The 24,711-nt window shown below is 66.4% G+C and carries 22 protein-coding genes; 7 read left to right on the top strand and 15 right to left on the bottom strand.

Annotation, left to right across the window (positions count from 1 at the left end; translation table 11 throughout):
• Positions 1-83: 83 nt before the first annotated feature.
• On the top strand, positions 84-1,049 hold the full coding sequence (locus tag CCK87_RS11260; RefSeq protein ID WP_249273856.1) for a DMT family transporter: 966 nt from the start codon (positions 84-86) through the stop codon (positions 1,047-1,049).
• Here the strand turns inward: CCK87_RS11260 and CCK87_RS11255 are convergent.
• Positions 1,024-2,292 (bottom strand): MFS transporter, encoded by a 1,269-nt coding sequence (locus CCK87_RS11255; RefSeq protein ID WP_249273855.1) that lies wholly within the window; start codon positions 2,290-2,292, stop codon positions 1,024-1,026. The two genes, CCK87_RS11260 and CCK87_RS11255, sit on opposite strands and share 26 nt — an antisense overlap.
• A gap of 102 nt (positions 2,293-2,394) precedes the next feature.
• Between CCK87_RS11255 and CCK87_RS11250 the strand changes: the two genes are divergently transcribed.
• Positions 2,395-3,084, top strand: coding sequence for a GntR family transcriptional regulator (locus CCK87_RS11250; protein WP_086461530.1), 690 nt, complete (start codon positions 2,395-2,397; stop codon positions 3,082-3,084).
• 93 nt (positions 3,085-3,177) lie between these two features.
• Positions 3,178-3,780: a hypothetical protein gene (locus CCK87_RS11245; protein WP_086461529.1), complete on the top strand. Its 603-nt coding sequence runs from the start codon at positions 3,178-3,180 to the stop codon at positions 3,778-3,780.
• 84 nt (positions 3,781-3,864) lie between these two features.
• Here the strand turns inward: CCK87_RS11245 and CCK87_RS11240 are convergent, their stop codons facing one another.
• Together CCK87_RS11240 and CCK87_RS11235 are read right to left on the bottom strand one after the other, a co-directional pair.
• On the bottom strand, positions 3,865-4,563 hold the full coding sequence (locus CCK87_RS11240) for a response regulator (RefSeq protein WP_086461528.1): 699 nt from the start codon (positions 4,561-4,563) through the stop codon (positions 3,865-3,867).
• A 7-nt stretch (positions 4,564-4,570) separates the two neighbouring features.
• A complete protein-coding gene (locus CCK87_RS11235) occupies positions 4,571-6,202 on the bottom strand; it encodes a sensor histidine kinase (protein ID WP_086461527.1) in 1,632 nt (543 codons plus the stop codon).
• A gap of 190 nt (positions 6,203-6,392) precedes the next feature.
• Here CCK87_RS11235 and CCK87_RS11230 point away from each other — a divergent pair, with 190 nt between their 5' ends.
• Positions 6,393-7,829: a cation:dicarboxylase symporter family transporter gene (locus tag CCK87_RS11230; protein WP_086461526.1), complete on the top strand. Its 1,437-nt coding sequence runs from the start codon at positions 6,393-6,395 to the stop codon at positions 7,827-7,829.
• A 279-nt stretch (positions 7,830-8,108) separates the two neighbouring features.
• On the opposite strand, the gene yicI is transcribed toward CCK87_RS11230, so the two are convergent.
• From yicI to CCK87_RS11180, 10 genes are all read right to left on the bottom strand, one after another.
• A complete protein-coding gene (gene yicI, locus CCK87_RS11225; protein WP_086461525.1) occupies positions 8,109-10,376 on the bottom strand; it encodes an alpha-xylosidase in 2,268 nt (755 codons plus the stop codon).
• 18 nt (positions 10,377-10,394) lie between these two features.
• Positions 10,395-11,318, bottom strand: coding sequence for a carbohydrate ABC transporter permease (locus CCK87_RS11220; protein ID WP_086461524.1), 924 nt, complete (start codon positions 11,316-11,318; stop codon positions 10,395-10,397).
• A complete protein-coding gene (locus tag CCK87_RS11215) occupies positions 11,318-12,229 on the bottom strand; it encodes a sugar ABC transporter permease (protein ID WP_249273901.1) in 912 nt (303 codons plus the stop codon). Before CCK87_RS11215 ends, CCK87_RS11220 begins: the two co-directional genes overlap by 1 nt.
• Before the next feature lie 156 nt (positions 12,230-12,385).
• Complete coding sequence (locus CCK87_RS11210; RefSeq protein ID WP_086461522.1) at positions 12,386-13,681, bottom strand: extracellular solute-binding protein; 1,296 nt, start codon at positions 13,679-13,681, stop codon at positions 12,386-12,388.
• A 157-nt stretch (positions 13,682-13,838) separates the two neighbouring features.
• Positions 13,839-14,864 carry a LacI family DNA-binding transcriptional regulator gene (locus CCK87_RS11205; protein WP_170927253.1) on the bottom strand — a complete coding sequence of 342 codons (1,026 nt, stop codon included), beginning with the start codon at positions 14,862-14,864 and terminating at the stop codon, positions 13,839-13,841.
• 208 nt (positions 14,865-15,072) lie between these two features.
• A complete protein-coding gene (locus tag CCK87_RS11200) occupies positions 15,073-15,852 on the bottom strand; it encodes an ABC transporter ATP-binding protein (protein WP_086461520.1) in 780 nt (259 codons plus the stop codon).
• Positions 15,849-16,709, bottom strand: coding sequence for an ABC transporter ATP-binding protein (locus CCK87_RS11195; RefSeq protein WP_249273854.1), 861 nt, complete (start codon positions 16,707-16,709; stop codon positions 15,849-15,851). The genes CCK87_RS11200 and CCK87_RS11195 overlap by 4 nt, the downstream gene beginning before the upstream one ends.
• Entirely contained in the window at positions 16,706-17,605 is a 900-nt protein-coding gene (locus CCK87_RS11190) for an ABC transporter permease (RefSeq protein WP_170927252.1), read from the bottom strand. The genes CCK87_RS11195 and CCK87_RS11190 overlap by 4 nt, the downstream gene beginning before the upstream one ends.
• A complete protein-coding gene (locus tag CCK87_RS11185) occupies positions 17,602-18,657 on the bottom strand; it encodes an ABC transporter permease (protein WP_249273853.1) in 1,056 nt (351 codons plus the stop codon). The genes CCK87_RS11190 and CCK87_RS11185 overlap by 4 nt, the downstream gene beginning before the upstream one ends.
• 10 nt (positions 18,658-18,667) lie before the next feature.
• Entirely contained in the window at positions 18,668-20,242 is a 1,575-nt protein-coding gene (locus CCK87_RS11180; protein WP_212638217.1) for an ABC transporter substrate-binding protein, read from the bottom strand.
• A 258-nt stretch (positions 20,243-20,500) separates the two neighbouring features.
• On the opposite strand from CCK87_RS11180, the gene CCK87_RS11175 reads away from it, so the two are divergent.
• A complete protein-coding gene (locus tag CCK87_RS11175; protein ID WP_140162824.1) occupies positions 20,501-21,085 on the top strand; it encodes an Lrp/AsnC family transcriptional regulator in 585 nt (194 codons plus the stop codon).
• Here CCK87_RS11175 and CCK87_RS11170 read toward each other — a convergent pair.
• On the bottom strand, positions 21,057-21,443 hold the full coding sequence (locus tag CCK87_RS11170; protein ID WP_086461517.1) for a hypothetical protein: 387 nt from the start codon (positions 21,441-21,443) through the stop codon (positions 21,057-21,059). The genes CCK87_RS11175 and CCK87_RS11170 overlap by 29 nt on opposite strands.
• Before the next feature lie 183 nt (positions 21,444-21,626).
• On the opposite strand from CCK87_RS11170, the gene CCK87_RS11165 reads away from it, so the two are divergent.
• Positions 21,627-23,066: an aminopeptidase P family protein gene (locus CCK87_RS11165; RefSeq protein ID WP_086461516.1), complete on the top strand. Its 1,440-nt coding sequence runs from the start codon at positions 21,627-21,629 to the stop codon at positions 23,064-23,066.
• Positions 23,067-23,248: 182 nt separating this feature from the next.
• Entirely contained in the window at positions 23,249-23,647 is a 399-nt protein-coding gene (locus tag CCK87_RS11160) for a TraR/DksA C4-type zinc finger protein (protein ID WP_086461515.1), read from the top strand.
• Positions 23,648-23,757: 110 nt separating this feature from the next.
• Here CCK87_RS11160 and CCK87_RS11155 read toward each other — a convergent pair whose 3' ends face one another.
• Positions 23,758-24,648, bottom strand: a complete 891-nt coding sequence (locus CCK87_RS11155) for a LysR substrate-binding domain-containing protein (protein WP_086462000.1) — start codon at positions 24,646-24,648, stop codon at positions 23,758-23,760.
• Positions 24,649-24,711 lie beyond the last annotated feature (63 nt).

The following is a 24,711-nucleotide window of genomic DNA, read 5'->3' as shown; positions in this document are numbered from 1 at the left end:
CGACGGGAACTCCCGCGCTCGTCCGTCACTGCGAGGTCGAAATCCCGCCAGAGTCAGTGCCCATCTGCCGCTACCGTGAGTGAATGAGCACCACGCACCGCACCGCCGAGGGCACGACGAACCTCTCGGCCGGCATCCAATTCGCTGCCATGGGAATCGTGTGGGGTGCGAGCTTTCTCTTTATGAAGGTGGCCCTCGAAGGCACCTCTTTCGGGCAGGTCGCGTGGACCCGACTGGTGCTCGGCGGCCTGGCGCTCGGCATCGTGATGCTGATCACCCGCAGCTCGCTACCGCGCTCGCCGAAGGTCTGGGGCCACTTCGTGGTCGTGGCCATCTCCGGCTCGGTGCTGCCATACCTGCTGTTCGCCTGGGCCGAGCAATACGTGTCGAGCGGACTCGCCAGCATCTACAACGCCGTCACCCCGATCACGACCGCGCTCATGGCGACCCTGGTGTTCCGCGTCGAGAAGCTGTCGCGGGCGCAGATTCTGGGCGTCGCGGTGGGCATCGCCGGAGTGATCGTGATCATCGGCCCCTGGCGCTTCGTGTCCACGGCCGCCGCCGCCGGCTCGCCGGTGACAGAACTCGCCGGACAGCTCGCGTGTCTCGGCTCGGCCGTATGCTACGGATTCACGTTCAGCTATCTGCGACGCTTCATCACGGGCCGAGGCGTGTCGGGCGTCACCACCGCTTTTCTGCAGATCGGCCTCGGCGGCGCGATCATGCTGGTGCTCACGCCGGTCGTCGCCATCGGGGCCGTGCAGCTCACCCCCGAGATCGTCGCAAGTCTGCTCGTGCTCGGCATCATGGGCACAGGCGTCGCCTACCTCTGGAACATCAACGTCCTCCTCACCTGGGGTCCCACCGCGACCTCCACCGTCACCTATCTGACACCGATCGTGGGAGTCGCCCTCGGCATCCTGGTTCTGGGCGAGACGCTCTCGTGGAACGAACCTCTGGGCGCGGTCCTCGTCTTCCTGGGCATCCTGCTCGCCCAGCGCCGACTCCGGCTGCCCCGTCGACTCAGAAGCGGTCGCGTTCCTCGCTGATCCGGGGCACGAGGGCGATCGCCGCGGCGGGGAACGCTGCCACGGCGACAAAGGCGAGCGGATAGCCGACGAGTCCGATGAGCGCTCCGACGGCCGGGCCTACGATCGACGCCGCCACATACTGGCCCGTGTTCTGCACGCCGAGCGCGCGCCCGCTCCAGGCCGGTCCCGCGGTCTCGGCCACCGAGGTGAAGGCGAGTCCATTGTCAGCGACCACCACCACGGTGGCGATGACGAAGACCACGGCGGCCGCACCCCACGATGCTGCATCTGTCAGCGCGAGCAGCAGCATCACGACCGCCGCAGACAGGGCGACCCAGCGCAGCGGGCGAACGCGACTGCCCAGCCTGTCGCTCCACACACCCACGAGAATGCGCCCGATCGCACCCACGAACTGTGCGGCACCCACGAGCACCCCGGCGGCGAGCGGCTCCCAACCGAGCTCGGTGACCAGCCAGACCAGGCCGAATGTCGAGACGGTGAACTGTGGCACCACGAGCAGAACCGACACCGCATGGATGCGCCACAGAAAGGCGCTGCCCCGGTAGGGATTGGCGGCGCGCGCGACCCCGCCTGCCGCGGCCTCGCCACTGGCTGCCGCGGACGGCGAGGTGGATGCCGGACGCGCATCCGCAGCCTCCGGCGGCGCGGTGCGAATGCCCAGCGCGCAGGCCAGCGCGATGACCGCTGCAATCAGCCCGGGAACGAGCAGCGCCGACGGAACCCCTCCGCTCTCCGCGGCCACGGGAACCGACACGGCCGCGATCGTCACTCCGAGGGGAACCGCCATCTGACGAATGCCCATGGCGAGCCCCCGGCGGTTGCTCGGAAACCAGCGCACGACCAGTGAGCCGCTCGCCGAGTTGGTGCTCGCCGAAGCCATTCCGCCGACGAGCAGGAAGGCTCCGATGGCGACGTAGCCGTCGACCGTCATCGCCGCGAACGCGGCCAGGGCCGTGAGCGCGAGGCCGACGGCAATGACCCAGCGCTCTCCGATGCGGTCGACGAGCGCGCCCCACGCGAACAGGGTGAGCACCATGCCCACGGTGGGCGTCGCCGCCAACAGGCCCGCCTCGGCGAGCGTGAGTCCACGCTGTGTGTGCAGCAGCAGAATGAGGAAGGCGGGGGTGTTGACGAAGACCGTTCCCGCGGTCTGGGCGCTGACACCGAGAGCGAGATTCAGCCAGGCTCGGGGGTGGATGCCTGCGGCGCCGGGTGCGCGCATCGAAACGGTCGATGTCATGGGATGCTCCTTCGTGCGGCTTCACGAGCACGCACGTTAATTGGTATACCATTACGGTATACCAAGCAAGTCGAACCACTTCCCGTTTAGATGGGCCCAGACATGACAGACGACACCGAGCGAAGAACCCAGACGACGCAGCTGTACGAGCGGCTCCGCACCTCGATCCTCACCCTCGAGCTGCTGCCCGGACAGAGCCTCGCCGAGCGAGGCCTCGAGACGCGATTCGAGGCATCCAGAACACCCGTGCGGGCCGCGCTCGTTCGTCTCGAGGCCGAGGGCCTGGTGCGCCGCGACGGCCGCAGCTTCGCCGTCGCGCCGATCGACCTCGGCGAGATCGGCCAGCTCGCCGAATATCGCGAGGCGGTAGAGACCGCGGCGGTGCGGCTGGCCGTGCAGCGCGCATCCGACGACGACCTCGACGCATTGGCCGACGAGCTCACCTCGATGGCCGAGGCGAACGCCGCGGGCGACAGTATGCGGGCAGGCGACAGCGTGCAGGCAGGCGGCGACTTCCACTCGCGGCTGGCCCAGCTCGCGGGCAATCCGTTCTTCAGCACGGCGGTCGCGTCGTCGCTGCGCCGTCTCGAGCGCACGCGCTGGCTCGAGGCCAGCTCTGCCGATTCGCGCGAGCACGCGCGCGACGAGCACCTCCGCATCCTCGCCGCCGTTCGTGCGCGCGATGCCGACCTGGCCGCAGCGCTGATCGCCGAGCACATCCGCGGAACCCACGAGCGACTGCGCGAGGCGCTCAGCTCAGACGAGTGGCGTCGCGCACACGCCGTGCCGTGACCAATTCAGGAGGAGAGGACCGCCGACAACACTATCCACGCGACCGAACTCTCCTCATGAGTTAAGTACACGCTCGCGGCTTATGCTGGCCCGATGGTCACCGAACACCGTTTCTCTGGTCGCATCGCCGGCTTCGGCACCTCCTCCGGCACGCGCATCGTCATCGGAATCTGGGCCGAGTCGCCGCTCGGCGCATTCGCCGACGTGATGCTCGAGGATTCCGCCGGACACCGCACCTTGCTCGCGCCCAGCGACGAGATCGCGGAGTTCGTCTCATCGACCTACTCATTCGACGAGGTTCGCGTGGTGCCCGTCACGACCAGGCGCGTCGAGGGCGGCCTCGCCGTGTCCGCAGGCGACCTGTCGGTTCGGATGCGCGTGGGCGGCCTCTCGACGCTCGGCCGGCTGTTGCGGGTCGTTCCGTCATTGGTGGCGACGCACCCCGCCTGGCTGAGGGTCATCGATCCCGTGGCGAGTCGACTCGTCGCAGGCGTTCACACAGCCGGATCCGCGGGAAACGGGCGGCAGGAGTTCTACGGGGTGACGCTCATTCGCGCGCTCGACGACGCGGTCGTGACCCGAGGAGCAGAGAGCCTGGGCACGATGACGCCGCTTCATCCGCCGGTGACCTTCGGCTTTGGGTCGGCTCCACCGGCTCCGTCGATCGTCGACGTGGTGACCACGATCCGCGAGTAGCTGGTCTCGATATGGTCGCTGGGCGACCTACTCGACCAACGCAGAATTACTGCGCAGGCCGTATCGAGACCAGCGCCGAGGGCATCACTCCCGCCACCGGTACTCCACCTCGGGGCGCCCCGGAGTGCCGTAACGCGGCGCCCTGTCGGCACGCCCCGAGTCGGCGAGGTACTCCAGGTAGCGGCGAGCGGTTACCCGCGACGCGTGGATCTCCTCGGCGAGCTCACGCGCAGACACTCCCCCATCTGATTCCGCCAGCAGGGTCGACACCGCGCTGAGCGTCTCCGGGCTCAGCCCCTTGCCCAGCCCCGGATCGTTCGAGGTGCGCAGCGCGGCGAACGCGCCGTCGACATCTCTCTGGCTCGCGACGGTCGGAGACTGGGCGAACAGCGTGCGGAAGTCGCGATAGCTCGTGAGCTTGTCAGTGAACACCCCGAAGGTGAACGGCTTGATCAGGTACTGCACGATGCCGGCCGCGATGGATGCCCGCACCACCTCGGCCGAGCGCACCGCCGTGATCGCGATCACATCGACATCGACGCCGCCGGCCCGGATGCGGCGGCACAGTTCGAGGCCGTCGATGTCGGGCAGATTCATGTCGAGCAGAATCAGGTCGATGCGCTCGCCCGCCTGGCCCAACGATGCCTTCAACAGCCGCACGGCCTCGGCGCCCGTGTGCGCGACCCCGCCCACCTCGAAGCCGTCGAGCCGTGCCACATAGAGAGCGTGCGCCTCTGCCGTGATCACCTCGTCTTCGACGATCAGCACCCGGATCACGCCCATCCCCCGGTCATGAGTCGACCCGCGCGGTCATGGGCAGCGTGACCGTGAACACCGCGCCAACGTGCTCGCTCAACTCGATGGTTCCGCCGAGGCGGGCGACCGTCTGCCGAACGAGAGCCAGCCCGATGCCGCGGCCCAAGGCATCCGTCTCTTTCGTGGAGTACCCGCGGCCGAAGACCCGCTCGCGCGCGTCGTAGTCGATGCCCGGCCCCGAGTCGGAGACCTGCACGACCAGATCGTCTTCGCCGTCGCCCAGGCCGAGATAGACCTCGACCCACGGCTCGGTTCCCGGCGCGGTTCCGGATGCGGCCGCGTCGAGCGCGTTGTCGACGAGATTGCCGAGAATCGTCACGACGTCGGCCGGCTCGAAGCCCTGGGTTCCCGGGTCGAGATGCGTCTCGAGCTTGAGAGCCACTCCGCGCTCGCGCGCCTGCGCCGCCTTGCCCAGCATGAGCGCGGCGATCACGGGTTCGTCGATCGACACGAGCACGCGATCGGCGAGACGCTGGCTCAGGTTGAGCTCGTCGGCAGCGAAGCGCAGGGCCTCGTCGCTGCGGCCGAGTTCGAGCAGCGACGCGATCGTGTGCAGACGATTGGCGAACTCGTGGGTCTGCGAGCGCAGCGCATCCGACATGGTTCGCATCGACTCGAGTTCACCCGTGACCCGCAGCAGCTCGGTGCGGTCACGCAACGTGGTCACGGTGCCGAGCGACCGGATGCGGCCCGCGCCGCGCTGCGCCTCGGTCGGCAGGGCCGGCTGATGGTTCACGACGAGAACGTGGTCGCGGGTCACGAAGACCTCGTCGCGGGCCTCTTCTTCCTGCAGCAGCAGGGCCTTGAGTGCGACCGGGATATCGAGCTCATCGACCGGCCGCTCGGGGCCGCCCGCTGCGAGGCCGAGCAGATCGGCCGCGTGGTCGTTGTAGAGCACCAGAACCCCGCGCGCGTTGACGAGCACCAGTCCCTCGCGCACGGAGTGCAGAACCGACTCATAGTAGGCGAACACCTGGCCGAGTTCCTCCGCGCCGCGACCGGCTGTGACCCGCCGCAGATAGCGGCTGAACAGCCACGAGACGAGAGCTCCCACCGCGATCATGACGGCGCCCGCGCCGAGCAGCAGATGCACCCGCGGCCAGAACGCGGCGTCGACCTGACTGAGGGTGATGCCGGCCGAGACGAGTGCGACAACGCTGCCATCGTCGCCCCGGATGGGCGCGACCGCGCGCACAGACGGCCCCAGGGTGCCGGTGTAGGTCTCGGTGAATGACTCTCCCGCGAGCGCCGGGGCGATCGTGCCGAGGAACGGCTTGCCGATCTCCTCCGGATCGCGATGGGTATAGCGCGTGCGATCGGGGGCCATCACCGTGATGAAGTCCACGTCGGTGTCGTCCATGAGGGTCACCGCGTAGGGCTGCAGCACGCTCGAGGGGTTCGGCTGCTGCACGGCCTCGATCACGAACGGATTGTGGGCGACGGCCTGGGCGGTGACCATGCTGCGGGCCGACGCGTCTGCGGTGGCCCGGCCACGGGCATCCAGGGCCAGAAGGGCCACGGCGAGACCCACGGCCACGATCACGAACACGGCCTGCACGACGAACAGCCGCGCGGCAATGCTGACCCGTCGTCGTCGACCGTTCATCGAATGCTCCCTTGCGCCCTGCCGACATACGCTACGCGCCTCACGCGTCGAGGGCGAATGCTTCGCGGGTCAGACGCGAACAGTATGAACACAAGCGTCGGACACCGAGCGGCAGCCCACAGGATTACCGCAGTAGTTCAGGCAGAGTCGCCACGGTGTTGTGGCGGCCCCTCACGAAGGCAGGCATTCCATGAGCACCTCATCTGCTCCATCCACATCGGGCCGCAAGGCTCGCAAGAAGCTCGACAAGAACCACTACCTCTACATCGCGGTGATCGTGGCGGTGGTGGCGGGCATCATCGTCGGACTCGTCGTTCCCGAGTTCGCGAAGACCCTGGCGCCCATCGGCACCGCGTTCGTGGGGCTCATCAAGATGATGATCGCCCCCATCATCTTCTGCACCATCGTGATCGGCGTCGGTTCGATCGCCAAGGCCGCGACTGTCGGCAAGGTCGGCGGGCTCGCACTCGGCTACTTCATCGTGATGTCGACCTTCGCGCTGGCGATCGGCCTCGTCGTGGGCAACGTGTTGCACCCGGGAGAGGGCCTCGACATCTCCTCGGCGAGCTACGACACGAGCAACATCGTGGCCGAGTCGACGCAGGACTTCTTCCTCGGCATCATTCCCGTGTCGCTGTTCTCGTCACTGGTCGACGGCAGCATCCTGCAGACCCTGTTCGTCGCCCTGCTCGTGGGCTTCGCGCTGCAGAAGATGGGCGACAAGGGCGCCCCGATCCTCGGTGCCATCAAGTCGCTGCAGGCGCTGATCTTCCGCATCCTGTCGATGGTTCTGTGGGTCGCCCCGCTCGGCGCGTTCGGCGCCATCGCCGGTGTGGTCGGCTCGACCGGATGGGGTGCCGTCGTGGCACTCGCCACCCTGATGATCGGCTTCTACGTGACCTGCGCGATCTTCGTGATCGTGGTGCTCGGAACCCTGCTCAAGCTCGTCACGGGCGTGAACATCTTCTCGCTCATGAAGTACCTGGCCCGCGAGTACCTGCTCATCGTCGGAACCTCGTCGTCGGAGGCTGCTCTGCCCCGCCTCATCGCCAAGATGGAGCACCTCGGAGTCTCGAAGCCCGTCGTCGGCATCACGGTTCCCACCGGATACTCGTTCAACCTCGACGGCACCGCGATCTACCTCACGATGGCGTCGCTCTTCATCGCGAGCGCCATGGGCACCCCGATGACCATCGGTGAGCAGATCGGGCTGCTGCTGTTCATGATGGTCGCGTCGAAGGGCGCTGCGGGCGTCACTGGCGCCGGACTCGCGACTCTCGCGGGCGGTCTGCAGTCCTTCCGCCCCGACCTCGTCGACGGCGTCGGCGTGATCGTGGGCATCGACCGCTTTATGTCGGAGGCCCGCGCCGTGACCAACTTCACCGGAAACGCGGTGGCGACGCTGCTCGTCGGAACGTGGACCGGCGAGGTCGACAAGGGCCAGGTACGCAACGTGCTGGGCGGCAACGATCCGTTCGACGAGAAGAGCATGAACCCGGATGCGCACGCGACCGATGCCCCGGCCGAGGCGTCGACAGCGTCGAACGTCGACCCCGCGGTTCCGTCGACGGCCTCGCTGCACGCCCTCACGGGAGTAGAGCCCACGAAGGCGGCGCCCCGCCCCTGAGGCGAGATGCGCCGAGCGCGGGTGTTCTCGCGCGGCGCGGTGGCCACGCCACCGCCCTGCGCGAGAACACCCGCGTTGGCGCGCTGGGCTGCTCCGTTCCCGAGCGGCCGCGCATCCACTCGGCGCAGAAGCACCCTCTGCGGCCCGGGAAGGTGCTTCTGCGTCGAGTCGGTTGACGCGTCTGATCGAGTCGGCGCACATGCATCCACCGCCGCGATATTGGGTGCTAGTGCGCCGAGTCGCCGCGTCGGGCCGAGCGCGATGCCCAGTGCGAGCGGCTCACAGCACGGTCGTCGTCACCTGCACAGGCGCGTCGGTCGAGACCGAGGCTTCGCCCGCCGAGCGCGTCACCGTGAAGCTCGCCTCGCGGCCATCCGGCGTCGTCACCGTGAGGGCGGTCTCGCCGTCGGGCCCCGGATAGACCCGCAGCTCGAGTCCGTCGAGATAGTCGTAGTCGGGGCGGTCCGTACGCGCCCCGATCGGCAGCACCGCCGACTCCCGAACATACAGAGGCAGCGACATGAAGCCGTGCCGCTCCGTGCGCCATGCGCCGCCCTGCACCACCTCGCCCGTGAAGTAGTTCGTCCAGCGCCCGGCGGGCAGATAGAACTCGACCTCGCCGAACTCGGAGAACACCGGCGCCACGAGCACGTCGTGCCCCAGCATGTACTGGGTGTCGAGGTAGGCGGCGCCCCTGTCGTTCGGAAACTCCAGGGCCATCGGACGCAGGATCGGCGTGCCGTGACGACCGGCCTCGAGCCCTGCAGCGTAGATGTACGGCATGAGCTCGAGCTTGAGCTTCGTGAAGAAGCGAGTGACCTCGACGGCTTCTTCGTCGAACATCCACGGCACCCGATGCGAACTCGACCCGTGGAAGCGACTGTGGCTCGACAGCAGACCGAACGCGGTCCATCTCTTGAAGACCCCGGAATCCGGGGTGCCCTCGAAGCCGCCGATGTCGTGGCTCCAGAATCCGAAGCCGCTGAATGCGAGCGACAGTCCGCCGCGGAGCGTCTCCGCCATCGACTCGTAGCTCGACGTGGAATCGCCGCCCCAGTGCACCGGAAGACTCTGACCGCCGACCGTCGCCGACCGCGCGAACAGCACGGCATCCCCCACCCCGCGCTCGTCTTCGAGCGCCTCGAACACGGCCTTGTTGTAGAGCTGCGCGTAGTAGTTGTGCATGCGCTCCGGGCTCGAGCCGTCGAAGTAGTCGACCTCGAGCGGGATGCGTTCGCCGAAGTCGGTCTTGAACGCGTCGACCCCCTGACGTTGCAGCACGCGCAGCTTCTCGGTGAACCACGCGGAGGCATCGGGGTTGGTGAAGTCCACGAGGCCCATGCCCGCCTGCCAGAGGTCCCACTGCCAGACCGATCCATCGGGGCGCTTCACGAGGAAGCCCGCCTCCTTCGCCTCGGCGAAGAGCGGAGAACGCTGCGCGATGTAGGGGTTGATCCACACCGAAACGCGCAGATCTTTGTCGTGCAGGCGCGCCAGCATGCCGTCGGGATCGGGGAAGACTCGCGGATCCCATTCGAAGTCGCACCAGTTGAACTCGCGCATCCAGAAGCAGTCGAAATGGAAGACGCTCACGGGGAGATCGCGCGCAGCCATCTCGTCGATGAACGACGTCACCGTCTCCTCGTCGTATGAGGTCGTGAACGAGGTCGAGAGCCACAGGCCGAACGACCAGGCAGGCACGTGGGCCGGCCGGCCGGTCAATGCCGTGTATCGCTCGAGGATGTCGGTGGGCGTCTCTCCATGGATGATGAAGTACTCGAGGCTCTCGCCCGCGACAGAGAACTGCACGCGCTCGACCGCCTCGGAACCGACTTCGAAGGAGACGTGCCCGGGGTGGTTGACGAGCACGCCGTATCCACGATTGGTGAGATAGAACGGCACGTTCTTGTAGGCCTGCTCGCTGGACGTTCCCCCATCGGCGTTCCAGATGTCGACCGTCTGGCCGTTCTTCACCAGAGGTCCGAAGCGTTCTCCGAGCCCGTAGACGAGCTCGCCGACCCCGAGCGAGAGCTGCTGCAGGGTGTAGTTCGCCGAGAACGCGCGTGCCGTCCCCCCGCGCGCATTGCCGACCGGCGCGCCATCCAGCTGCGCATCCGGTCGCACCTGCATATGCGCGGTCGACTTCGCACCGGCCGTGGTGAGCACGCGCCCTGCCGCCTCGAAGACGAGCCCGTATGGCGCCCCTTTCTGCACCGTGACGCTGAGTTCACCCGACGTGAGCACGCCCTGGTCGTCGGTGATCGAGACGACGCCGTGCCCCTGTTCGGCACCCACGAGGTCGAAGCCGAGCTCGTCGCGACCGCCGGTGAAGTGCGAGACCTTCACGCCGATGATGTTCGGAAGCGGTGACGACAGCTCCACGGTCAGCACGGGGCGGTTCAGCACGTCACCCCGCTTCTCGATGACCATGGTCGGCGCGGTCACGACGATGCCGTTCTCGCCCTCCGGCCAGATGTCGTATGCCTCCTGCGCATAGAGCGGCGTGACTCCCGGTCGCAGCTGCCAGAAACCGTCGGTGAACTTCATTGATGCCCTTACTCGGTATTACTTGGTCGAACCGGCGGTGATTCCGCGGGTGAGTGTTCGTTGGAAGATGAGGAAGAAGATGAGTGTCGGAATGAGACCGAGCAGGGCAGACGCACTCGTGGTCGTCACATCCATGAGCCTGTCGCCCTGAAGGGCGGTGATGGCGACCGGAACCGTCTGATTCGCGTTCGAGACGAGGAAGGTGAGCGGAATCAGGAACTCGTTCCAGGTCCAGATGAAGAAGAAGATCAGGAGGACCGAGAGCGTGGGCCGGCTGATGGGCACCACGACCCGGCGCAGGATCTGCCAGCGGCTCGCGCCGTCGAGTGACGCCGCCTCGATGATCTCCTTGGGGAAGGTGCCGAACACGGCGGACAGCAGATAGGTGCCGAAAGCGCTCTGCACGACAGTGAAGATGATGATGACGCTCCACACGTTGTCGTAGAGACCGACCTGCTTGAACATGAAGTACAGCGGGTAGAGCATCGCCTCCTGCGGCAGGGTGTTGGCGATCATGAACAGCACCAGCACCCAGACGCGGCCCTTCACCCGACCGATCCCGATGGCATAGGCGTTGAAGACCGAGACGATGACCGCGAAGACGGCGACCGTTCCGCTGATGAAGAAGCTGTTCCACAGCTTCTCGGGAAAGTTCACCCGCTGCCAGAAGTTGGCGATGCCATCGGTGTAGATGCTCGACGGAAGACTGAGGGGACCGCCATTGGCGTAGTCCGTCGGCGACTTGAACGAGTTCACCAGAATGATGAGAAACGGCACGGCGACCAGGGCGGCCACGAGGATGACGGCGATCAACAGAATCCAGTCGCCGACGGTGCGCCGCGGCTTCTGTCGGTGCGGCTTGAGCACGGCGTTCCGTGAGCGACCGTTGCCTGAGCCGCCGTTCCCTGAGCTTGTCGAAGGGCGTTGCATGGTGGCAGTCATCAGCGTTCGTTCTCCAAGCGTTCTGCGCGGTTCTGGGCCAGGATGAAAATGATCGTGAGCGCCACGATCACGACGGTCAGAGCCGTGGCGATCGTCGCTCCGTAACCCACCTGCTGGCTTTGGAAGAACTCGCTGTACGAGTAGTAGCTCGGCACGATCGTGGAGTCGCCGGGACCGCCGCGGGTGAGCGCGTAGATGGGGCCGAACACCTTGAGGGCCGCGATCGTGGCGGTGAGCACCACCACATAGATCTCGGGCCGGATGATGCTGACCGTGATGGCCGTGAAGCGCTGAAACCAGTTGGCGCCATCGAGCTCGGCCGCCTCGTACAGCTCTGGATCGACACGCTGCAGGGCTGCCATGAAGATCACGACGGGGTAGCCGATCTGCACCCAGACCATCACCACCATCACGCTGAGAAGTGCGGTGTCTGGGCTGCCCAGCCAGTTGTGCTGCAACGCACCGAGGCCGACGGCATCCAGAATCGTGTTGAGGGCGCCGTTCTCGGGACGCAGGATCCAGCCGATGACGATGGCGGCGATGGCCACGGGCAGAATCTGCGGAAGATAGTAGGTGGCGCGAAGGAAGCTGGCGAACTTGCCGCCGAACTTCTTGCCCACCAGGTCGAAGAGCAGTGCGGCCAACACCAGGCCGAGCAGCGTGGGCACCACCACCATGGCGACGATCATCGCGACGCTGTTCTGGAACGATACCCAGAACTTGTCGTCGCCCATGAGCTTGATCCAGTTGTCGAGGCCGATCCATTCAGGCGGGCGGATGCCTCGATACGACGTGAAGCTGAGGTAGATGTTCCAGATGAGCGGAACGAGGATGATGATCGTGAACAGCACGAGACCGGGAATCAGATAGAGCCAGAATCCTCGCTTGCGCACTCCGGGGAGCAGGCTCATCTCCGGGGCTCGGAGCTTCCGTGCGCTGACGGAGGCGGGTGGCAGCGTTGCCATGGAAGGTGCCTTTCGTGCGATCTGAGATGTCTCGGAATGGGCCCTTCGACGGGCTCAGGGAACGAATCGCTCCCTGAGCCTGTCGAGAGGGGTGTGGACGAACTACTTGCCGGTGATGTCAGCCACGCCGGACTCGTACTCGTCGCCGAGTTGCGTGTTCATCTCTTCGGGCGTGGTCGATCCGTTGATCAGCTCCTGGGTCGCCGCGACGATCTGGTCGTAGAACGTCGAGGTGGGCCAGTCGGGGTAGAACGCCAGTCCGTCGCGCTCGGTGAGCGTGTTGAAGTTGGCGATCAGCTCCTGGCTCTTCGGATCGGTGATGTCCTCGGTGTTCGCCGCGACGGGCACCCCTCCGTTGTTGCCGATGAGAGCCTGGATCTCGGGGCGCATCGTGATGTCGATGAACTTGTACGCCAGGTCTTTGTTGGCGGCGTTCTCGGGAACGACCCACAGGTTTCCGCTCGAGCCAGGAGCCATCTCCGAGCCGGGGAAGAGGAAGGTTCCCCAGTCGAAGCTGGTCGCCTCCTTGATGATCCGGCCGTACCACCACGAACCAGAGACCATGATCGGGTACTTACCCGAGATGAACGAGGTTCCCATGTCTTCAGCCTTGAGGCCGGTCGTGTCCTTCGAGATGTAGCCCTTGTCGACGTACTCCTTGAGCTTGTCGCTGGCATAGCTGAGTTCGGTTCCCTGCCAATCGACCGGGTTCTTGTACAGCTGGTAGTCGTCGACGAACGACCGATCCGCTTTCGACAGCGCGAGCTGGTACCAGAGCTGGCCGATCGGATACTCGGCGCCAGCTTCCGCCAGCGGGGTCACCCCGTTGTCGGCGAACGTCTGCAGAGCCGCCTCGAACTCGTCGTAGGTCGTGGGAACGGCGATGCCGTACTGCGCGAACATGTCTTTGTTGTAGTAGACCTCGACGTATTCGCCGTAGTTCGGAATGCCGTACCAGGAGCCCGATCCCATCACGCCCTTGTCGTCGTAACGGGCCGTCGTCTGAAGCGATGGCGCGAGCTTGTCGGCCCATCCGTATTTGTCGACGGCGTCGTCGATGGGCGTGAGCAGGCCCTGGCTGGCCAGCAGGCCGGCCGTCGCGTTGCCCTTGTTGTACTCGAGGATGTCGGGAGCCTCGTTCGAGTTGAGCACCTGGCTGGCCGTCGAGCGGATCTGCTCGAAGCTCTTGGGCTCGAATTCGACCTTGGCGCCGGTCTCCTCTTCGAACGTCTTGATCGCCTGGTTCCAGGCGATGCCCATCGCGCTGTCCTCGCTCTCGAAGTGCCACAGCTTGAGGGTCTTGCCATCTTCTGCCGGAGCCGATGTGGAGCAGCCCGAGAGCAGGGCGCCCGCGGCGACCACGGCCGCGAGCATCGTGAGTGTGCGTTTGATTTTCATGTGTCTACCTCCTTGTAGGGATGAGTTACCGGGGGAACCGGCAATGGTGCTGTCGTGCTGGTGCTGTGGATCGGCGCTCTTCGATTAATCCCCGACTTCTTTCGACTGCCGTCGAAGCGCTTCGATAATGCGCGCAGAACTCCCTTCGAATCGATTGTCAGGCCTGGTGAACGGTGGGTCTGGGGGCCGCGATGGAGCCGCGGTCAAGGAACGTCGGGGCAATGAGCGTGACCTGGGGGTCACCGAGCGCATCGACCAGAGCCAGTGCATTCTCGACGGCCGAATGGCACATCTCATCGAGGGGAAGGGGAATAGCGCTGAGTGGCGTCTCGAGCTCGTCGGCCGCATAGCTCGCGCACGCGGCGAGCACCGAGAGGTCTCCCGGAATCGACAGGCCGAGTTCGCTGATGCGACGCAGCGCCCCCTCGACGATCGGCTCGTTGCAGTGGAAGACGAGTGCCGTCATGTCGGGAAGCTGCTCGCGCAGCAGGTCGTAGGCCTGTTGACCTCCCGTTCGCCCGATCTCCGGCCACTGCGTAGCCGTGCGTACACCGCGAGCGCGGCACTCGTCATCGAAGCCGTGCGTGAAGCGGCGGATGAAGTTGGTGTCGCGGTCGACGTAGCTGTGGGGATGCCCGATCACACCGATCGAGGTATGCCCAGCCTCGGCGAGCATCGCCACCGCGTCGCGCCCCGCCCGATCGAAGTCGAGGTCGATGCACGACATGTCGTCGACGCCGGGCGGAATGCCGATGAATGCCGACGGAAGGCCGAGGCGCCGAATCAGGGGCACGCGCTCGTCTGTGGTGGCGACACCCATGACCACGACGCCGTCGATCAGCGATCGCGACGCGGCTCGGCGGATGCCAGACACCTCGTCGTCGGTCGCGAGCAGCAGCACGTCGTAGTCGTGGGCGCGAGCCGCCTCGACCACGCTCGTCACGAAGCGCATGTGTGTCGGCAGGTGCCCGTCGGGGCCGAGGGGCGCGCTCAAAGCGAGGATGTTCGTGCGGGCGCCCGCAAGCATCCGGGCCCCGGCGTTTGGCTCGTACTCGAGCTCGTCGATGGCGCGCATGATGCGCTGACGCGTAGAGGCGGCGATGGAACGCTTGCCCGAGAGTGCGTACGACACTGTGGAGATCGACACGCCCGCGGCCTGGGCCACGTCGGTGATTGTCGCCATTGTCGGACTCCGGTGTCTCGAGGATGTGCTTGAGCTGTTTAAGCGCTTCGATACTGAACGCGCTCTCAGCAGAGTACGACGCGAAGCGCTTCGACGCAACAGATAGTGCTGACTCGCCCAACAAATCGTCGAGCTTCGCGAGCGCGGGTGTTCTCGCTGGGCGCGCTGGTGCGGCCACCGCGCTCGGCGACAACACCCGCGCTCGGCGTCAGCCGGGCAGGATTCCCAGGCCATCGACCTTCGGAATCGCCGACAGCAGCTGCTGCGTGTACGGCTGCTGCGGGTTCGACCACACCTCGTTCACGTCGCCGCGCTCCACGATCTTGCCGCGACTCATCACGGCCACGTCGTCGGCGATGACCCGCACCACCGACAGGTCGTGGCTGATGAACAGCAGCGATGCACCGGTCTCGAGCGCGAGGTTGCGCATGAGGCCCGCGACCCGCGCCTGCAGAGACGCGTCGAGGGATGCGATGGGCTCGTCACCGACGAGCAGATCCGGCCCCGAGGCGATCGCCCGGGCGATGGCGATGCGCTGGCGCTGCCCACCCGAGAACTGGTGCGGAAAGCGTGTGCGGGCCGACGCATCCAATTCGACGTGCGCGAGCAGGTCGGGAACCGTCCAGGCCGAGCGGTCGGGGTTCACCTTCAAGCCGTCTTCGATCTGCTTGCCGATCGTGCGTCGCGGGTTCAACGAGGCGTACGGGTTCTGAAAGACCATCTGGATGCGCAGCAGCTTGCGGTCGCGGGTGCGCATGCCGAGGCGGGTCACCGGAGTGCCGTCGAACGTGATCGATCCGCTGTCGAGGCCTTCGAGGCCGCAGATCGCACGGGCGAGCGTGGACTTTCCGCAGCCGGACTCGCCTACCAGGCCCAGCACCTGCCGGGTGCCGAGCGAGAGGCTCACGTCATCCACCGCTACGAGACGAGGCTTGCCCGCCACGCGATAGCTGACTTTGACGCTGTCGAGTTCGAGCAACGACGTCATGATGCGTCTCCTGTCGAGGTCGAGTCGGGGGCGGTCGGCGCGGAACCGTCATGCGGCAGCGCGTCGATGAGCGCCTTCGTGTAGGGGTCGCGGGGAGCGGTGATCACCTGGAATCGGTCTCCGTGCTCCACGATCTCGCCCTCGCGCATAACGGCGATGGTGTCGGCGAGCGCGCTCATCACACCGAGATCGTGCGTCACCAAGAGGATCGCCAGACCGAGGTCGTCGCACAGTTCGCGCAGCAGGCGCAGGATTCCAGCCTGCACGGTGACGTCGAGTGCCGTCGTGGGCTCGTCGGCGATGAGCACGCTCGGGCTGCACATGATCGCCGAGGCGATGGCCACCCGCTGCAGCTGCCCGCCCGAGAACTGGTGCGGGTACTTCTTCAGCGCGCCGGCAGGGTCGGGCACCTTGACCTGCTCGAGCACGACGCGGGCGCGCTCGAGGGCCTCGCGCTTCGACATGCCCGTGTGCTGGCGCAGGTGGTCGGTGAGCTGCGATCCGATCGAGAGCATGGGGTGCAGGCTCGACGTCGGGTCTTGGAACACCATCGCGATGTCGTTGCCGCGCAGGGTGTTCAGCTTCTTCGTGGGCAGCTCGAGCAGGTTGCGCCCGTCGAACTCGATGACTCCGCCGACCGTCGCCTGGGCGGGCTGCAGGCCGAGAACGGTCATGCCCGTCATGGTCTTGCCCGACCCGGACTCCCCCGCAAGGCCGGTGATCTGGCCCGCCGGGATGTCGAGGGAGATGCCGCGCAGGATGCGCTTGGCCTTGTCGCCGCGACCGATAGAGAGGGTCAGGTCGCGAATGCTGAGACCGCCGGATGCCGCGGGCTGGCTCGCGGGGATCACGCTCACAGGGCTCGTCCTTTCACGGCGTCGGCAGTGCGCGGGTCGAGACCGTCTCGCAGCGCATCGCCGAGGAAGTTGAATGCCAGAACGACGGTGAGGATGGCGAGTCCCGGGAAGACCGAGATCCACCACGACGAGAAGTTCTGCACGCCGTCGGAGACCATCGCACCCCAGTCGGGAGTCGGCGGAACAGCGCCGAGGCCCAAGAACGACAGGCCCGCGAGCAGCAGGATGGCGGTGCCGACATCGAGGGTGGCGAGCACGACGACCGGCGCGATGATGTTCGGCAGGATGTCTTTGCCGAGCGACGTGAGAGGACTGTTGCCGAGCAGGCGGCCGGCCACCACGTACTCCGACCGCGAGGCCACGACCACGAGAGAACGCGTGACACGCGCGTACGCCGGCCACGACACGATGAGCATGGCGATCACCGCGTTCGTGAGGCTCGGGCCGAGCGATGCCGCGATGACCATGGCGAGGATGATCGTGGGGAACGCGAAGACCAGGTCGGCGATGCGCATGATCACCTCGTCGGCGACCTTGCCGAAGTAGCCGGCGATCGAGCCCGCGATCGTTCCCACGAACAGCGACGACACGACGAGAAGCAGAGGCAGGATGATCGACACGCGCGCGCCGTCGAGAACGCGCGAGAGTACGTCACGGCCGAGCTGGTCGGTTCCGAACAGGTGTGCGGCACTCGGTGGCTGCAGCCGGTCGAAGTCTTGAGCGAGGGGGTCGGCGGGGCTGATCATCGGCGCGAGCAGGGCGAGCAGCAGCCAGATCACGATGATGGCTGTTCCGGTGATCGCGAGCGGGTTGCGCAACGCAACCGGGAACCGCATCCGGCGTCGGGCGGCGACCGCCAGAACATCCGGCTGGGCGGGCGCTGTGGTCTGGCTCATGCGGCCCTCACTCTCGGATCGATGAAGCCGTAGGCGATGTCGACGATGAAGTTCAGGCCGATGTAGACGATGCCCACCACGAGGCCGACGCCCATGATGGCGGGAAGGTCGAGCTTGGTGGCCGACGAGAAGGCGTATTCGCCGAGGCCGTGCCACGAGTAGACCTTCTCGACGAGCACGGTTCCACTGAGCAGTGAGCCGAACGCGATACCGAGCACCGTGATGATCGGCACGAGGGCACCACGCAGCACGTACTTGAGCACGACCGTGCGACCGGTGAGCCCCTTGGCTCGGGCGCCTCGCACGTAGTCGGCGTCGAGAACCTCGAGGATCGCGGAGCGCGAGAAGCGTGTGAGCAGACCGATCGTATAGAGAGCAAGCACGGATGCGGGCAGCACGAGGTGGTACACCGCGTCACCGAACGTGGCCCACTGGCCGGCGAGCAACGAGTCGACAGTGTAGAGACCGGTGACATGCGGAGGGGCGATGGCTGCGGGGTCGAGCCGTCCCGAGCCCGGGAACAGCTTGAGCTGGAAGAAGAAGATGAAGTACACGAGCAGGGCCATCCAGAACGCGGGAACCGAGAGACCGATGAGGCTCACGACGCGGATGATCTGGTCGACGAAGGTGCGCTGGCGCAGAGCGGCCCAGAGACCGAGGCCGATTCCGATGATGGCCGAGATCAGGATGGCGCCGACCGCGAGTTCGATCGTGGCGGGAAACGCCTTGCCCAGCTCGGTCGCCACGGAGGTGCGGGTCTGGGTGGAGGTACCGAGATCGCCCTGAAACAGGTGGCCGAGATAGGTGAAGTACTGCACCGGCAGCGGCTTGTCGAGACCCGCGTTCTCTCGGAACTGCTTGACGATCTCGGGGTTCGCCGCAGCCTGCTCGCCAAGCGCCGCCTGCACGGGGTCGGCGGGCACCAGGTTGGTGAGGATGAAGGTCACGAGGGTGACGCCCAGCATGAGCAGGGCCGTCACCCCCAGACGGATGGCGAGGTAGCGCGCCAGCGGGGGGATGCCCGCCGGCGCGCGACGCTTTTCCGCTTTCACAGAGATGCTGTTACTTGATTCCGGCAAGATCGATCGTCCAGACCGGGTTCAGGCTGACCGCGGTGATGCTCTTCGAGGTGACCACGTTCTGAGCCGGCTGCAGCAGCGGAACGAACGGACCGGACGCGTTCTGTGCCTTCTGCAGGGCGGCGTAGGCGCTCTGGCGCTCGTCGGTCGAGACGGCAGCCTTGGCGGCGTTGGCTAGATCGGTCACGGTCGAGTCTGCTCCGGCGGCCCAGCCTGCACGCAGACCGACGAGTTCACCCGGCGTGAATGCCAGGTAGTTCGACGGGTCGGGGAAGTCGGGGCCCCAGTACCAGAGACCCACGGTCTCCTTGCCGCCGCGGTAGGCGTCCAGTTCGGTGGCGACCGGCGCGGGAGCCAGCACGATGTTGATGCCGACCTCCTTCAGCTGTGCCTGAACCGACTCGGCGACGCTCTGCAGCGACAGACCCTGAACGGTGATGTCGTTCGGGAAGTTGAGCGTGACATCCTCGCCCTTGTAGCCCGACGATGCGAGCGCTGCCTTGGCGGCGGCGGCGTCATGCTGGTTGCCGTCGGATGCGTCGATCGCGCCGACGAACAGCGACGGGATGAATCCGCCCGGCTGAACGGATCCGTCACCGGCGAGGTCGACGATCTTGTTGTAGTCGATGCCTGCCTTGACCGCCTTGAGGAAGTCGGGGTTGCTGGTGATCGCCGAGACGGAAGGGTCTTGGTTCAGAAGCAGGAAGATCATGTAGCGCGACGGGCTCGAGAGAACCGTCACGTCGGAGCTGCCGACCTCTGCGACCTGGTCGGGGTTCAGATCGAGAGCGACCTGCGACTCACCGGCCTGGATGTTGAGCTTCTGGGTCGGACCCTGCACGTTGCGCAGAACCACGCGGTCGTACGCAGGGGCGTCACCGGTGTACTTCGGGTTCTTGGTGAAGACCACCTGCGAGGCCACGTCGAACGACTCGAGCATGTACGGGCCAGAGCCGGCGGATGCGCCGTTCAGGTAGGCCTCGGCACCGTCGGCGTCGGTCGCGGTTCCGCCGTTTTCTTCGACGACCTTCTTGTTCACGACACCGAGCGCGGGGTTCGGAAGGATGTACGGCAGCGCCGGGTTCGGCGTTGCAGAGGTGAGCGTCAGCGTGGTGTCGCTCGTCTTGGCGACCGTGATTCCCTCGAGGAGGAACGAGGGGTTGCCCTTGATTCCCTGCACGCGCTGCAAAGAGAAGACAGCGTCGTCGACGGTCACGGGGCTGCCGTCGGAGAAGACGTGCCCGTCTGCCATCGTGAGCGTCATCACCGTGTTGTCGGCGTTCATCTCGTAGCTCGCGAGACCGTCGATCGGCTTCGTCACGTCATCACCCTTGAAGGTGAGGAGCGTCTCGTAGAGAGCCTTGGCGACGATCGAACCCGTCGTCTCGTACTCGCGGTTGGGGTCGGCCGTCTTCAGGTCGAACGACGAATCGACGACGACGGACTTGCCGCCGGACGAGCTCGAGTCGCTCGATCCCGCGCTGCATGCAGTGATGCCGAGCGTGGCGACGACGGCGATGCCGACGATGCCGACGATGCGGCGGAGTGGTGACAACACGATGGTGGTCTCCTATCGGGTGAGGAAGGTGCTTATCGGGTGAGGAGCGGTGCTGGGCGAGTCTGACGTGCGGTTGATCAGTGAATTCTGCACCAACCAGATGTGGAATGTTGTCTTGAAATTACTTCTCACCCAGATCAAGTGTCAATCTGGAGGTTCGATGCCAAGACAAAGTGGTGACAGCTTCACGTATTTCGACATAACATCTCTAAATGAGAGATTCTGCAGCGGCAGACACGGACAAAACAGGGGGTCGTCTTGGATCTTGATGAGACGCACGTGCGCATGCTGGAGATCCTGAGAGACAACGGGCGTATCTCTATCGCCACGCTCTCCGAAGAATTGGGCATCTCCCGCTCGAACGCCTACACGCGCTACGAGTCGCTGGTGCGCAACGGAGTCATCCGCGGAGTACACGCCGACATCGATCCGACCGCCGTCGGGCTGAACGTCGCCGCGATGGTGTTCGTCACGGTCAGGCAGAGCCAGTGGTCCGATTTCCGCAGCAGACTCTCCACACTCGACGAGCTCGAGTCGTTCACCGTGATGACGGGCGAGCATGACGCCATGCTGTTGGTTCGCGGCTCGGGAGTCGCCGCCATCCACGATCTCGTCGCCACCCGCCTGGCGCAGTGGCCATCCGTCAAGGCCACCGTGACCGTCTTCATCATGGATGAGATGGCGTCGAACGTGTCGCTGCGCATGGGGGCCTCGACCAGCGACACACTGCAGCAATCAGGCGAGCGCTACGGAATGACACGGTTCGTGCGCACCAGCGACGAGCGGGCCAAGAGCGCCGAGAACGCGCAGAACGCTAGGCGCGCACCTCGCGGCACACGCTGACATGATCGGCCCCGTCAGGCCCGACGAAGTCCTCGGTCAACTCGAGCACGCCATCTGAGGTGCGGCTCACGACCGAGGTCGCTGAGCCGGCGGTCGTAGACCCGTCGACACCGAGGTGCACGAATGACACGTGCAGCACGTCGCGGTCGCGGTAGCCGCTGAAGCGCCCCACGATCACCGTGTCGCCGGTGTACTCGCCCCAGATGACACCACGATCCTCGCGGTAGTGAAAGCGCGACGGCGCCGTCGCCGAGACCGCACTCGCTGTCGACGAGACCATGTCGAACACCGTGTCGTCGATCGACTCGTCGAAGGTGCTGGGGGCTGCGGCAGAGGATGCGTCGGAGGGGGTGCTCATGATCGCCCACTGTTGCGGAACCCGGTTCTGCTCGTCAATTCCCGCGCAGAAAGTCCATCGTCAGATGTCAGCTACATGACATCGGTGGACTAATCGAGCCCATCAGCGAAATGAGCGGGACAAACTGCCGAGCAGGTTGTAACGAGCTTGAAACGTGCTCGAAGAACGGGCTAATTTGCAGACATGACTACTCTTTCGCCCACCCCGCGCGACCCCCGGATGCCTCGGCTCCCCACCTCCGAGACGTTCCGCGAGTTCATGGCGAGCGGCTGGGCAGAGCCCGATCGCTCCGCCAGAGTCACACCCGGTGCGGCCGAAGCAGCCGCGGATCACCGCGCGCGACTCTCGGTCCGCTTCCCCGCAGACGCCCTCATCGTCGCAAGCGGACGCAGCGTGGTTCGCTCCAACGACACGGAGTTCGGCTTCCGGCCGCACAGCGACTTCGCCTGGCTCACCGGATGCGTCGCGGAGGCGGCCGTCGTCGTGATGCGGCCCAGCGCATCCGGCCACGATGCCGTGCTCTACCTGACCGAGCCCGCCTACGCGGGCGAGGAGGCCTTCTACGCCGATGCGATGCGCGGCGAGCTGTGGGTGGGAGCCGCCCCCGGACTCGACGAGTGGGCGAGCGCGTTGCAGATCGAGGTGCGTTCGTTGGCCGTGCTCGTCGACGACCTCCGCGCGCTTCGGGGCGCGGTTTCTGGCGAGGTCCTTTCTGCCGGGGCGGACGAACCCGCGTTGGCCGAGAGCGGCATCGACGCGGCGTCGCCCGAGCTCGAGCGGGTGCTCTCCGACCTCAAGCTCGTGAAAGACGAGTGGGAGATCGCGCAGCTGCGCGCCGCCGTCGACGCCACGGTCGACGGCTTCGCTGCGGTCGTCGCAGAACTGCCGACCGCGATCTCCGGCCGTGGCGAACGCTGGCTTCAGGCCACCTTCGAGCGTCACTCCCGCCAGGGCGCGAACGGTGTCGGCTACACGACGGTCATGGGGTCAGGACCGAACGCAGCCACTCTGCACTGGTCGCGCTGCGACGGTCCGGTGAGTGCCGATCACCTCGTGCTGCTCGACGCGGGGGTCGAGGTCGACACCCTCTATACAGCGGATGTGACGCGCGTCTTCCCGGCGTCCGGCACCTTTTCGCCCGCCCAGCGCCGGGTGTACGAACTCGTCCTCGAGGCACGGGCGGCCGCGCTCGCGACCCTGCGGCCGGGCGCCCTGTTCTCCGACTTCCAGGAGGCGGCGCACGACGTGATCGCCCGCGGCCTGCACGGCTGGGGCATCCTGCCGGGCACGCTGGAGGAGGCGCTAAGCCCCGAGGGCCAGTACCACCGCCGCTACGCGATCTGCGGAAACGGACATCACGTCGGCCTCGACGTGCACGACTGCGCCAAGACCAGCGAAGAGCTCTACCTGCGCACGCCGCTCGTGGCCGGCATGGTGCTCACGGTCGAACCCGGCATCTACTTTCACGCCAACGACCTCACGCTTCCCGAGGAGCTGCGCGGCATCGGAGTGCGCATCGAAGACGATCTGCTGATCACCGACTCGGGGTACGAGAACCTCTCGGGGGCGCTGCCGGTCGAGGTCGACGACGTGGAGGCGTGGGTGCGCTCGCTGACGCGGTAGCTGCGCGCTCCCAGCGGGAGCGACTGTCGGCCGAGAAACAGCCCTGAGCGGGCGAGCGCGCCCGGAGCGGGCGAGCGCGCCCGGAGCGGGCGAGCGCGCCGTTCTCGAGGGCGCGTTCGCCCGCTGACCGCGCGCTCGGCGGTTGAGCGGCACGGGTCACCCCGTCTCGCCTCCGTGCGACGATGAGTACTGTGCAATCACGAGCGTCCGAATCAGCGCTCACGGATGCCGAACTGCGGCTCCTCGAGACGCAGTTGCGCGAGCGTCGGCTCGACATCGATCGAGAACTCGGCGGCCTGGCGCAGACGCTCGTCGAGGTGCGCGAGGCACGAGGCGCGGAGTCGGTGGACGACGAGCACGACCCCGAGGGCCCGACGCTCTCGAGCGAATGGTCGCGCATCCACGGGGTGCACGGCGAGCTCGCGGCAGCATCGGAGGCCGTCGACGCTGCCCTCGAGCGCATCGCGGACGGCAGCTACGGCATCTGCACTCGCTGCGGCCAGCCGATCGGGTTCGCGCGCCTCGAAGCGCGGCCCGAGGCCACACTCTGCATCGCGTGCGCCCGAGCAGCGGAGCGCTGACCCGGCCGCCGAAACCCGAGTGGCCGGCGAGATGACAGTTCGCGTCGCCTCAGGGCCCCGAGATCGCAGTTCGATGTAGCGGAAGTGTCATCTCGGCATCCAGCGAGGTTTCACGCGGCCACTTCTTCGAGCACCTCTCTGAACGCGACCGTCGCCGGGTGATGCGCGCCGCTGTCGCGCACCGAGGTGAAGATCGACCGGCGCGCATCCCCCGCCAGTTCGATGAGTCGGCAGCTCGTCTCGCGCCCTGCCCACACGAGCTCCGGCATCAGCGCCACCGCGTTGCCCGACTCGATGAGGCGGATCTGCGCCTGAAGGTCGGCCGTCTCGTAGCGCACGTCGGGCTCGAATCCGGCGATGCGGCAGCGCTGCAGCGCCCAGTGCCGGGAGGCGGCGCCCGCCGGCTCCATCACCCAGGGCAGGTCGTGCGCATCCTCGATCGACTCGACCGCGTGGATCTGACGCGCGAGGGGAGGAACGGCCAGCGAGACCGCGTCGCTCGTGAGCCACTTCTTGTCGAGTTCCGGATGCCGCGGCGCCGCGTGGGCCGGGTACTCCTCGGCGACCACCATGTCGAAGTCCCGGGCCCAGGTCTCGTAGAGCGCCGTCTCGGGCTCACGCTGCACCATCTCGACCCGCACCTCGGGATAGCGGGAGCGCATGAGGCTCAGCGCATCCGGCATCAGGGCGAGCGCGGCCGACTGGAACACGGCGACCCGCACGCTGCCGGTGACGGCGGTCAGCGATGCTGCGAGCGTCGCCTCTGCGCTCTCGAGGATCTCGAGCATTGCGGCGGTCTGAGCCACCAGGATCTCGGCCTGCGCGGTGAGCTGTACACGCCGTCCGACCTTGCGCAGCAGCTCGACGCCTGTCTCTTTTTCGAGCAGCGCGAGCTGCTGCGACACGGATGACGGGCTGAAGTTCATGGCTGACGCGACCTCGGCGAGGGTGCCTCGGATCTTGAGTTCGCGCAGGATGCGCAGGCGCCGGGCATCGAGCATGATCACGCCTTCTATTCATCGGCTGGACTGATGTTTATTGGTTATAAACGATCACTTTATCTA

It is taken from the genome of Agreia sp. VKM Ac-1783 (genome assembly GCF_900177765.1).
GTDB lineage: Bacteria > Actinomycetota > Actinomycetes > Actinomycetales > Microbacteriaceae > Agreia.
This window is presented reverse-complemented; position numbering and strand designations above follow the sequence as displayed.

Excerpts from the sequence above, each read along its gene's own strand:
- CCK87_RS11260 (WP_249273856.1), top strand. The coding sequence starts at position 84 with ATGAGCACCACGCACCGCACCGCCGAGGGCACGACGAACCTCTCGGCC.
- CCK87_RS11255 (WP_249273855.1), bottom strand. The coding sequence starts at position 2,292 with ATGACATCGACCGTTTCGATGCGCGCACCCGGCGCCGCAGGCATCCAC.
- CCK87_RS11250 (WP_086461530.1), top strand. The coding sequence starts at position 2,395 with ATGACAGACGACACCGAGCGAAGAACCCAGACGACGCAGCTGTACGAG.
- CCK87_RS11245 (WP_086461529.1), top strand. The coding sequence starts at position 3,178 with ATGGTCACCGAACACCGTTTCTCTGGTCGCATCGCCGGCTTCGGCACC.
- CCK87_RS11240 (WP_086461528.1), bottom strand. The coding sequence starts at position 4,563 with ATGGGCGTGATCCGGGTGCTGATCGTCGAAGACGAGGTGATCACGGCA.
- CCK87_RS11235 (WP_086461527.1), bottom strand. The coding sequence starts at position 6,202 with ATGAACGGTCGACGACGACGGGTCAGCATTGCCGCGCGGCTGTTCGTC.
- CCK87_RS11230 (WP_086461526.1), top strand. The coding sequence starts at position 6,393 with ATGAGCACCTCATCTGCTCCATCCACATCGGGCCGCAAGGCTCGCAAG.
- yicI (WP_086461525.1), bottom strand. The coding sequence starts at position 10,376 with ATGAAGTTCACCGACGGTTTCTGGCAGCTGCGACCGGGAGTCACGCCG.
- CCK87_RS11220 (WP_086461524.1), bottom strand. The coding sequence starts at position 11,318 with ATGACTGCCACCATGCAACGCCCTTCGACAAGCTCAGGGAACGGCGGC.
- CCK87_RS11215 (WP_249273901.1), bottom strand. The coding sequence starts at position 12,229 with ATGAGCCTGCTCCCCGGAGTGCGCAAGCGAGGATTCTGGCTCTATCTG.
- CCK87_RS11210 (WP_086461522.1), bottom strand. The coding sequence starts at position 13,681 with ATGAAAATCAAACGCACACTCACGATGCTCGCGGCCGTGGTCGCCGCG.
- CCK87_RS11205 (WP_170927253.1), bottom strand. The coding sequence starts at position 14,864 with ATGGCGACAATCACCGACGTGGCCCAGGCCGCGGGCGTGTCGATCTCC.
- CCK87_RS11200 (WP_086461520.1), bottom strand. The coding sequence starts at position 15,852 with ATGACGTCGTTGCTCGAACTCGACAGCGTCAAAGTCAGCTATCGCGTG.
- CCK87_RS11190 (WP_170927252.1), bottom strand. The coding sequence starts at position 17,605 with ATGAGCCAGACCACAGCGCCCGCCCAGCCGGATGTTCTGGCGGTCGCC.
- CCK87_RS11170 (WP_086461517.1), bottom strand. The coding sequence starts at position 21,443 with ATGAGCACCCCCTCCGACGCATCCTCTGCCGCAGCCCCCAGCACCTTC.
- CCK87_RS11165 (WP_086461516.1), top strand. The coding sequence starts at position 21,627 with ATGACTACTCTTTCGCCCACCCCGCGCGACCCCCGGATGCCTCGGCTC.
- CCK87_RS11160 (WP_086461515.1), top strand. The coding sequence starts at position 23,249 with ATGAGTACTGTGCAATCACGAGCGTCCGAATCAGCGCTCACGGATGCC.
- CCK87_RS11155 (WP_086462000.1), bottom strand. The coding sequence starts at position 24,648 with ATGCTCGATGCCCGGCGCCTGCGCATCCTGCGCGAACTCAAGATCCGA.